The sequence below is a fragment of the Psychrobacter sp. T6-1 genome, assembly GCF_052258445.1.
This window is the reverse complement of the sequence record NZ_JBQQFC010000076.1, coordinates 1-10212: the sequence shown is the minus strand read 5'-3', so window position 1 is coordinate 10212 and position 10212 is coordinate 1. Positions and strand designations below refer to the sequence as shown.

7 protein-coding genes and 1 pseudogene are annotated in these 10212 nt (G+C 45.5%); 3 read left to right on the top strand and 5 right to left on the bottom strand.

The features are described 5' to 3' along the window. Positions 1–1503: hypothetical protein (locus ACTXGO_RS06220; protein ID WP_443573729.1), on the top strand; the 1503-nt coding region annotated here is incomplete at its 5' end. Positions 1504–1831: 328 nt separating this feature from the next. On the opposite strand, the gene ACTXGO_RS06215 is transcribed toward ACTXGO_RS06220, so the two are convergent. Beyond that, positions 1832–2632, bottom strand: a complete 801-nt coding sequence (locus ACTXGO_RS06215) for a crotonase/enoyl-CoA hydratase family protein (protein ID WP_443573727.1) — start codon at positions 2630–2632, stop codon at positions 1832–1834. 129 nt (positions 2633–2761) lie between these two features. Between ACTXGO_RS06215 and ACTXGO_RS06210 the strand changes: the two genes are divergently transcribed. Together ACTXGO_RS06210 and rlmF are read left to right on the top strand one after the other, a co-directional pair. After that, the gene (locus tag ACTXGO_RS06210) at positions 2762–3484 is read left to right on the top strand and encodes a LysE family translocator (protein ID WP_435949942.1); all 723 of its coding nucleotides are present in this window, start codon (positions 2762–2764) and stop codon (positions 3482–3484) included. Between the two features lie 66 nt (positions 3485–3550). Then, the gene (gene rlmF, locus ACTXGO_RS06205) at positions 3551–4591 is read left to right on the top strand and encodes a 23S rRNA (adenine(1618)-N(6))-methyltransferase RlmF (protein WP_435949941.1); all 1041 of its coding nucleotides are present in this window, start codon (positions 3551–3553) and stop codon (positions 4589–4591) included. 138 nt (positions 4592–4729) lie between these two features. On the opposite strand, the gene ACTXGO_RS06200 is transcribed toward rlmF, so the two are convergent. The 4 genes and pseudogenes from ACTXGO_RS06200 to ACTXGO_RS06185 all read right to left on the bottom strand — a co-directional run. Beyond that, the gene (locus ACTXGO_RS06200; protein ID WP_435949940.1) at positions 4730–5323 is read right to left on the bottom strand and encodes a manganese efflux pump MntP; all 594 of its coding nucleotides are present in this window, start codon (positions 5321–5323) and stop codon (positions 4730–4732) included. Positions 5324–5392: 69 nt separating this feature from the next. Beyond that, positions 5393–6868 carry a DUF6880 family protein gene (locus ACTXGO_RS06195; RefSeq protein WP_435949939.1) on the bottom strand — a complete coding sequence of 492 codons (1476 nt, stop codon included), beginning with the start codon at positions 6866–6868 and terminating at the stop codon, positions 5393–5395. A gap of 165 nt (positions 6869–7033) precedes the next feature. Then, positions 7034–9643, bottom strand: a complete 2610-nt coding sequence (gene gyrB, locus ACTXGO_RS06190; RefSeq protein WP_435951082.1) for a DNA topoisomerase (ATP-hydrolyzing) subunit B — start codon at positions 9641–9643, stop codon at positions 7034–7036. A 359-nt stretch (positions 9644–10002) separates the two neighbouring features. Beyond that, positions 10003–10212, bottom strand: a pseudogene (locus tag ACTXGO_RS06185) (DNA replication/repair protein RecF); the annotation flags it as partial.

Below are 10212 nucleotides of genomic sequence, written 5' to 3'. Positions count from 1 at the left end.
GCTAACGGTAACTCAACCACTGCAGTCGGCGGTGAGTCATCTGCTAGTGGTCCTGGCGCTACTGCTATTGGTTGGCAAGCGGTTACTCAAGGCAATCGTTCAACAGCGCTTGGGCATCAGACTTCCGCAATTGGTGTGCAATCAGTCGCCGTTGGTGAAGATGCAATGGCTACAGGCAATGGTGCTATCGCTATTGGTGGCAACAATGACGCAAACAACGATGGAGATTTGGACGAAGACGGTGTTGGATCAAATGCCAATGGCAATGACGCTGTTGCTATTGGTGCTGCTGCTAGTGCTCAAGGTAACTCTACAACTGCTATAGGCGGCGAATCAGTTGCTACGGGTGCTGGCGCAACCGCCATCGGTTGGCAGTCAGGGGCTAATGCCGAACGCGCACAAGCTTTTGGTCATTTGGCTCAAGCAAATGGGGTAAGATCGCTAGCAGTAGGCGAAGCGGCTACCGCTGGCGGCGATAACGACACCGTCGCCATCGGCAATACCGCGAACGCTGGTAATAATTCAGCGACAGCAGTCGGTGGTCAGGCCAATGCAGCAGGTCTAGGTTCAACCTCTATCGGTTGGCAATCAAAAGCCACTGCTGAGCGCGCGCAGGCCTTTGGTCATCTCGCCAATGCGAGCGGTCTACGCTCTACTGCTGTTGGTGAGGCCGCCGCTGCTAGCTCAGACAATGCGGTCGCTATCGGTAACAACTCAGTCGCCTCAGGTCTCGATGGCGTAGCAATCGGTGGAGATAGAAGCGGGGTTCGTCAAACGATGGCTTCTGGTACGTCCTCAACCGCTATTGGCGCGCAAGCGCAAGCGACGCAAGCAGGCGCAACCGCAGTCGGTTGGCAGTCGACTGCCAGCGCTGAACGCGCACAAGCTTTTGGTCACTTGGCATCGGCAACTGGCGTACGCTCTACCGCAGTCGGTGAAGCGGCAGCAGCAGGTGGTTTAAACAGTATCGCTATCGGTAATCAAGCATCTGCCGCAAACGATAACCAGATTGCTCTTGGTGGCGCAGGTCAAATTCAAGCCAGTACCGCTTCACAGTCAGGGTCAACTAACATTGTTACTACCGACGGTAACGGTACCTTGGGCGCAAGCGTCACTGTAGATTCACTGGCTACCGCCAATCAGCTGGCTAATACCAACTCCCAGCTTGCCAATACCAATACGCAAGTGGCTAATCTAGGAGTAGCATCTGCTAATAACTCAAGACAGATTAGTGATCTGCGTAGCGAGTACAATCGTCATGAAGACCGCTTGGATGAAGCCGAAGACGGCATCGCTATGGCCCTGGCACTTGAGACCCCAGTCATCCCCTCAGGTAAACGCTATGCTATGACCTTTGGTACCGGTTATTATAATAATGGCTCAGCGCTAAGCACCTCTTTTGCTGGGCGCGTCAGTGATAGTATGACCATCTCAGCTGGTGCCGGCGTCGGGCTTGATACAGGTAAAGTGGGCGCACGTGGCGGCGTGACTTTTGCTTGGTAGACAAAGTTAATATCATTTAACCCGATAAAAAAAGCCCTGCAATTGCGGGGCTTTACGTTGATTAAAGGCGTTTAATAAGTGCTTATTTCTGTTTAGCAGTCACTTATTGAATTCAGCTTTCCTGCATTAAGTGATTACCATCAAACTCTATATTTTAAAACCCAACGCTCATTTTCCAGTAGATCAGTACCGCGCTCATGCTAAAGAACGAGCCGATTGTCGAGACGATGACGATAAAAATAGGGGCAGTGATATTAATAATGTCTAACATGGTAATCATTGCCCTTGATGTCATAAAGCAATTTTAGAATAAATATAAGTCAAAGCTCTAGCGCCCTTTAAATTCAGCCGCGCGGCGCTCTACCATCGCCATCGCACCTTCCTTTGCATCTTCTGAATGAAACAAGTGCGGTAGATAGCCATGAATATTAGCTAGAGCGCTAGCTGCGCCATTACGACTGGCATCTTGTGCTGAGGACAGTAGCCCTTGTACGCCAAGCGGGGCGGCGGTGCAGATCTCTTGTGCTATCGTTAGTGCGCGCTCATACTCTTCACCATTCGGCACCACTTCGCTGACCAAATTGAGTCTGTCTGCGGTTTGTGCATCAAAGTTCTTGCCAGTTAATAGATATGGCATTGCTTTTTGCCAACCCGCTGCCGCCACAAATCGTACCGTCGCCCCGCCAAATGGCATGATACCGCGCTGGACTTCCATTTGTGCAAAGTTGCAGTTGCTACTGGCGATAACCACATCACTATTTAGCATCAGCTCAATACCCGCGGTAAAGCAAGTGCCTTGTATCGCGACGACCACGGGTTTGCTGCGTAATTTACCACCGATGCCCCACGGGTCAATTTGCGTCTCATCAAATTCAAACGCGCCTTTGTCCCATTTATTCTGTAGCTCCATGAGATCAAGACCTGCGGTAAAGTGCTCACCATGAGCGAAAATGAGCGCACAGCGTAGATTATCATCACTCTCATATTTAGTAAGTGCTTCAGAGAGCTGCTTAATCATATGGCTGTCAAAGGCATTGCGCTTGTCGGCGCGATTAAGTCCAATCAGGCAGATGTAACCATCAGTCTCAAAGGTAATGCGGTTGTCCGTATCGTTACTTTGCGTAGTCATAGTTTTATCCTTTTTTGTTGGTATCGCTTTAATCAACGTGCTTTCAATATAGCCACCCCCACTCTATAACACAAGCAGCAAAGCCATTATCAATATAAGTTGACCTGATTTATGATAGCTGCCACTATTATGCAACTTGTAACCCTTATTAGAGCGCGTTATGGAATTTTGCACGGTTTTTTGCTGATCACTAGCGTGCACTTGCTTGCTGCCGCCTCCCCAGGTCCTGATTTTGTATTAGTTTCACAGCAGACTTTGGCAAAGGGGCGACGCACGGGTCTGATTTGTAGTCTCGGTATTACCTTAGGTCTCGCCGTCCACATTATCTATTCGGTATTGGGACTGGCAACGGTAATCGCTCACTCGCAGCCTCTACTCACCGCTATTAAATGGTTGGGCGGCGCTTATCTGATTTATTTAGGCTGGCAAGGCATTCAAGCTAAACCCATTCAAGCTAAACCTAAGTCGGTCTCGGACATAGCAGCGCCCAATACTCAAACTATTTTAGACAGTCAAAGTGTTAAACCGACAAAATCTGGCGTGAGCAACAGCGATTCTACTTTTGCTATTTTGCGTCGTGGATTTTTTTGTAATGTCTTTAATCCAAAAGCGCCTGTGTATTTCGTCGCCATATTTACCCTAGTATTATCGCCCGGTATCCCGCTTTGGCAACTGGCCATTTATGGCGTGTGGATGATGGTGTTACAGATGGCATGGTTTAGCACCGTGGTCATGCTGCTCTCTATTCCAGCAATTTTGCGCCGTTTTCAGCGCTTTGAGCACTGGATAGAGCGTATTTTAGGTACAGCAATGATCATATTAGGACTAAACCTGATTTTGCGTAGCCGATAAGATGGCTGTTAACGATGATAATCTGTTAAAATACTCGGTTATATTCACACCTTATAGCCTACTATTATGACCAATTTCTCTTCTAGAAACAGCAGTCCAAAACATAGAAACAGATCCCCAGCAACCGCGAAAAAGCTGGGGCAATTACATCCGCGTAACCCACATCAAGGTCGCTATGACTTTGCAGTATTGACGCGTGCATTACCTGAGCTTAGCGATTACACCATTACCAATCCAAAAGGTGAGTCGACGATTAATTTCTCTGATGCCAAGGCCGTACGTGTGCTCAATCAAGCACTGCTCGCGCATTATTATGGTGTCAAATTTTGGGACATACCTGAGGGTTATTTGTGCCCGCCTATTCCAGGGCGCGCTGATTATATTCACTACATCGCCGACTTGCTCGCGCAAACGACCCATGTGAGTAGCGATAATAGCCCGCCGATGGGCAAAGATATTCATGCGCTCGATATTGGCACCGGTGCCAGTGCCATCTACCCTATTATCGGCGCTCAAAGCTATGGATGGCGCTTTACCGCAAGTGATATTGATACGGTTTCTGTTAATACCGCGACGGTTATCAGCCAAGCCAATCCGAAGCTTAAGGGCGCGATCAAAGTCAAGCTGCAACCTGAACCGAAATACATCTTTAAAAACATCATCGGTCGCCAAGATTACTTCGACGTCGTGGTGTGTAACCCACCGTTTCATGCCTCATTAGAAGAAGCGATGCAGGCTAATAGCCGTAAACAGCATAATTTGCAAAGACATCGCGGCAAGAATGAAAACGCGCAAATAAGTCGCAGCTCAACAAAATCGGGTAATGCCGCGCACAACCTAAACTTTGGCGGTCAACATAAAGAGCTGTGGTCTGAGGGCGGCGAGATTGCTTTTTTAACCAAGATGATTAAAGAGAGCAAGGACTTTGCTGAGCATGTTGGTTGGTTCACAAGCTTAGTATCGAAGTCTGAAAACGTAAAACCTTTGCAGCTATTATTAAAACAACTTGATGTGGCGCAGATGCGCATTATCGAGATGAGTCAAGGTCAAAAGAGCACGCGAGTGCTAGCATGGCGTTTTACCATGGATGAAGCACAAGAGAGTTAATCTATTCATAGGCACATATTTTTATAGGTTTCACATGGAACAATACGTTTTACAAAGAATGCTATATAGTTTCACGTGAAACCAAAAAGACCACTTCATTTTTGAGTGGTCTTTTTTAATAGCGTTTAGAAATGTTTTTTAGGTAAAGAACAGTATCTTAAGTCCTATACCAATAAGTACCACACCGCCCACCATTTCTGCTCTATCCTCAAGCCAAGTTCCTGATTTTCGGCCTAGATACACGCCAAAGAAGCTAAAGATTGCTGTAGTTATGCCGATAATGAAACAGGCTAACCAAGCATTTAAGGCTAATACGTTAAGTGTAAAACCTGCGACCATAGCGTCGATACTGGTTGCAATAGCAAGGGTCAATAACGTGCGCTGAGCAATAGTGTCCTGTACACAAAGGTTTTTATCAGTATGAGCTCCATTATCTCCCGCTTCACTTTGCTCATTGCGTACGACCTCATAAAGCATCTTTGCACCAATACCAATAAGGATAAAACCGCCTATCCAAGGTGCAACAGCAGCAAACCACCCTATCACCGCTACGCCCAATAAATAACCGATCAGAGGCATCACGCCCTGTGCAATGCCAAAATATAACGCGATATAGATAGCTAAACGTCGTAAATATAAGCGGTTTTTATGTTGTGACTGCGCGCCAAGCCCTATAGCAACGGCAAAAGCGTCCATTGCCAAAGCGATTGCTAGTAGTATGACTTCTATCATTTATAACTTACTCATTCTTGTTTCACGTGGAACGTCTTAAGGTATTGACAATGACTGGTTTTAAGGTAGTTACGACTCAACCCTATCCCAAAAGCTGTACTTTTTACCGTGTTTTTTCTGAATAGAATCCACATAATTCTTATGATGGTCAAGACCCATATAGCCAGCATCAGATCTATTAATAAAAGCATCTAACTTGACTAAGTGCTTGTAGTAGCGAGCTGCATGTCCATACGCCATACTGCGATCATTCTCCAAGATATCATTGAGTAGGCTGCGGTAGATGACCACTCGAATAAGATGAGTCTCATCAGGAAGTTGTTTAAGCCACCGAGTCAAAGTCGTATAGTGCATATCGTCAAACTCATCTTGGCGCGCGATAGCGACCTGATTGGCGCGCGTCGTCTCTTTAACTTCAAGCCATAATCCTATCGCAATGATGACATCATCTTGTTGATCAGCCAGCTCGTAGGTTTTTTTGCGTAAGTCGGCTTGCTGGGCTGGTGTAGCAATCGCCATAATCTGCTCAAAAAGTGCAGGCGTTGGCTCAAGCTCAAATGCTGTATTTAATACGTCTAGTTGTAGTGCAACATTATTTTGCTGCGCATAAACTCTATTGAGCCAGTGTAGACACTCTGTCTCTGGGACATGATGACTATCTTGCCAGTCTTTGGTCAAATAACGCAAAGCAGTATGGTAAGCGTCTTGCTCAAGCATAAACGTGATAAACATTTTAAACTCATATAACGAAAACACTCTATGAGTATTTAAATACAAGTACATCTCTTCGAACACGTCGATATCGCCTAGTGCCCACGCTAGATCTGTAAGTGCGGTCTCAAGATATTTTTTGTGGATACTATTAGCGCTGTTTTGCTCATCAAAACTAGGCTTGGAACCATCAAAAAAATCATTAAAAGCATCGTTAAGTAGCGTCTGATAATCGTATTTGTAATCCTCAATCAGGCCTTGTATCTCTATTGATGTAAACAGCTGATCTACGCCTCGCAGAATATGGTCTTTAGTGCCATAGTCATTATCACAAGCTATAGACTTTACTTTTTCCATCCACGCATGGCGGACGATATCTTTCTCATCTATGCCAGCAGCCTGCAATTCTTGCTCGTAACATCTAGTCGCTACTTGTAGCCATAACGAGGTCAGATTCTGGTAAATATCAATGACATCACCGTTTGAGTCATCAATCCGCTCAAAGGTAGGTTCTGTAGAATCAATAAATAGCTCAAGCAGCTCTAAACACGCTTGCGCTTGCTCAGGATATAGACTCATAACATCATCTACGAGGTAATGTAGCTCAGTCACAAAATCGCTATACTCCCAAAAGTTTAACGATTTTCGGCGGCGTCTGAGTCCTTTTAAGGTAGAAGTTAGCTTTTTAATCAGTTTAGGTTTGTCTGATTGTAGTAATAGACGCTCAATCTTTTTATCAAGCAGCTTGTCCATACCTTGCACATCAGCCACAAAATTAACCAAAGTCGCCTTAGGCAGCTTTGATAGACACGCCTTTTGCTGATCATCTAACATAGATAGTCCTTAAGCTATTTTTAAATTATCACCTAAAATGATAAAACAATATCTCACTATTAAATGGGTTTCACATGAAACAAAAAAGCCAGATACTTGCAGTATCTGACTCCTTATAAACCCTCAACCTATTTTAGGACGGGACAAATAAAAGTAAACACTATACTAGATATCAAGATTAGAGACTGTCAACGCATTCTCTTCAATAAAGGCGCGGCGCGGCTCGACATGATCACCCATAAGACAGGTAAACATATGATCTGCAGCAATGGCATCCTCAATAGTCACACGTAGCATACGGCGATTTTCTGGATCCATCGTCGTATCCCAGAGTTGATCGGCATTCATCTCACCCAGACCTTTATAACGCTGAATCGCAAGGCCACGGCGCGCGTCTAACATCATCTGCTGCCATAGATAGTCAAAGTCGCGGACTGGAATGTCTTTGGTCGTGCCAGCAGTATTCTCACGGCGGATAAACGCACTGTCATCTAGTAGCGTATTCCATTCGCTCGATAAACGCAGCAGCCGAGTATACTCACCTGAATTGATAAAGCTGGCATCAAGCAAGTAATGATGGGCTAATTGATGGACGTAAATGGTGACACGTGGTAGCCACTGCGCTTTGGTCGATAGCATCTCGCTATTAGACGCTGTCTGTATTTGGGCATCGGTGTTATCAGCCAATAGCTCAGGTTGCGGCTTCATGCCTAATAAATCAGCAGCAGCAGCATCCATCTCGCTTGCATCCGTTTTTGGCGCGTGAATATTGACCAGTTCGATCTCAGGATTTAAATCACTACCAAAGTGATCAAGCTGAGTCTGTAATGATGTACGCCACTCCTCCATAGACGCCTTATCATAAGTCATATCCGTGCTCAGCTTCGGCGTGTGCGTCAATGCATCAAGTAGCAACGCAGGATAACGAATCTGCAAACGCGCTTTTATTAGCTGCGTCTGGTTATAATCGTTCAATAAAGTCTCAAGCGCTTGACCAGTAATCGCAGGCGCGTCCGCACTTACATGCAGCTTAGTATTATCTATCGTTGATGATAATAAATAAGCTTTGAGTGCTTCATCGTCTTTTAAGTACAGCTCTTGGCGACCTTTTTTGACTTTGTATAGTGGCGGCTGAGCGATATAAATGTAGCCGCGCTCAATAAGCTCAGGTGTTTGGCGGAAAAAGAAAGTCAACAGTAGCGTACGAATGTGCGAACCATCAACGTCCGCATCAGTCATGATGATGATTTTGTGATAGCGGACTTTGTCAGGATTATACTCATCAGGACCGATACCGCAGCCAAGCGCAGTAATGAGCGTACCGACCTCAGCTGAGGACAGCATTTTATCAAAACGCGCGCGCTCGACGTTTAGGATTTTACCTTTTAGCGGTAAAATTGCCTGCGTTTTGCGGCTACGACCTTGTTTGGCTGAACCGCCAGCAGAGTCACCCTCCACTATGTATAGCTCAGATAACGCAGGGTCTTTTTCTTGGCAATCAGCCAATTTACCTGGCAGACCTGCAATGTCTAAAGTGGTCTTGCGGCGCGTCATCTCACGGGCTTTACGAGCGGCGTCACGAGCACGCGCGGCATCGATAATTTTGCCTGCAATTGCTTTAGCTGCGCTTGGATTCTCTAATAAAAAGTCATTAAACTTATCATGCATCGCCGATTCGACCGCAGATTTGACTTCGCTAGATACCAGCTTGTCTTTGGTCTGACTTGAGAACTTAGGATCGGGTACTTTGACAGAGACGATAGCGGTCAAGCCTTCACGCGCATCATCACCTGTCGCCGTGACTTTTTCTTTTTTAAACAGATTCTCACGATCCATATAAGTATTTAGTACGCGAGTCAGTGCCGAGCGAAAGCCTGATAGATGCGTACCACCGTCGCGCTGCGGAATATTATTGGTAAAGCATAATACCTTTTCGTTATAAGTATCGGTCCACTGCAACGCCACTTCTACACCGATGCCGTCATCTTGGTCGCTGTTAAAATGGAAAATCTCATTGATGCCGTCTTTGCCAGCATTGATGTAGCTTACGAACTCAGACAAGCCGCCTTTGTGCTCAAATTCATGGCGTTTATCGATACGCTCATCTGTCAGGACAATACGTACGCCTGAGTTTAAAAATGATAGCTCACGCAAACGTTTTGCTAAAATATCGTACTCAAAGATCGTACCTGTGAACACATCAGTACTTGGATAAAAACGGATTTGCGTCCCTGTTCTATCGGTCGCCTCCATCTGCTGAATATCGCTATCAGGCACGCCATCGGTATAAGTCTGCTGGTAATGAAAACCCTCACGCCAGATGTTCATCTCAAGCTTTTTGGACAGCGCATTGACCACAGAGACGCCAACACCGTGCAAGCCGCCTGAGACTTTATAACTGTTATCATCGAACTTACCACCAGCGTGCAGTACTGTCATGATGACTTGCGCCGCTGATACGCCTTCCTCCGGATGGATATCCACAGGAACGCCGCGACCATTGTCCATAACGCTAACCGACTCATCTTCGTGAATGATAATATCAATCTGATCACAGTGACCAGCTAAGGCCTCATCAATTGAGTTATCAACGACCTCAAAGACCATATGATGAAGACCGGTGCCATCATCAGTATCACCGATATACATCCCAGGGCGCACGCGTACCGCTTCAAGACCACGCAATACGCGGATGTCTTTGGAGCTATAATCTGAAGGCAATCCTTCAGGGGTAATGGTTTCAACGATGCTATCTGTTTGTAATTCTGCTGACATCAGTTGCTCGTTATCGATAGGTAATGACTCACTCATGTGCATTCCTTAGTCTAGCCATAATCAGTTGCTTATCATAAGCACGCGTCTGTAGTGAGGCGAGCATAATGTTATCTTGGACTCAAATAGTTGAACTTGATGTGATAAAAACTAAAACAATCTCAGCGCTCATTACTTGTAGATTTATATAAATATAAAACCTTTAATAATCAGTTGCTTGAATAGATATAGAGGCTTAGAATCGCTCGTTTTTTACCTTAAGATAATTTGCTGAATATAGGACAAAAATAAAGCCCTATTTTAGCATTTTTTTGCTCGTAAGTCACTGTTTACTGGCATATTCTAGCAATAGGATCACTATCTCATTTAGTAGCCAAAAGAACGCCTTGTTTCATGTGAAACACTGTAGAATATGACCAATAACGATTGATGAGTGCAATGACATCTTCGGTCAAACTGGTCATAAAGACCTGACACGGAAGCTTTGCTAGTGTGGACAATAAAATATCAAGCGCCCTACCATCTAGCTCTGCGGTAATATCATCTAAGAGTACAACTGGGGTTATAGATAG

Coding starts and splice junctions, on each gene's coding strand:
- ACTXGO_RS06215 (WP_443573727.1), bottom strand. CDS start 2,632: ATGACTACGCAAAGTAACGATACGGACAACCGCATTACCTTTGAGACT.
- ACTXGO_RS06210 (WP_435949942.1), top strand. CDS start 2,762: ATGCAACTTGTAACCCTTATTAGAGCGCGTTATGGAATTTTGCACGGT.
- rlmF (WP_435949941.1), top strand. CDS start 3,551: ATGACCAATTTCTCTTCTAGAAACAGCAGTCCAAAACATAGAAACAGA.
- ACTXGO_RS06200 (WP_435949940.1), bottom strand. CDS start 5,323: ATGATAGAAGTCATACTACTAGCAATCGCTTTGGCAATGGACGCTTTT.
- ACTXGO_RS06195 (WP_435949939.1), bottom strand. CDS start 6,868: ATGTTAGATGATCAGCAAAAGGCGTGTCTATCAAAGCTGCCTAAGGCG.
- gyrB (WP_435951082.1), bottom strand. CDS start 9,643: ATGTCAGCAGAATTACAAACAGATAGCATCGTTGAAACCATTACCCCT.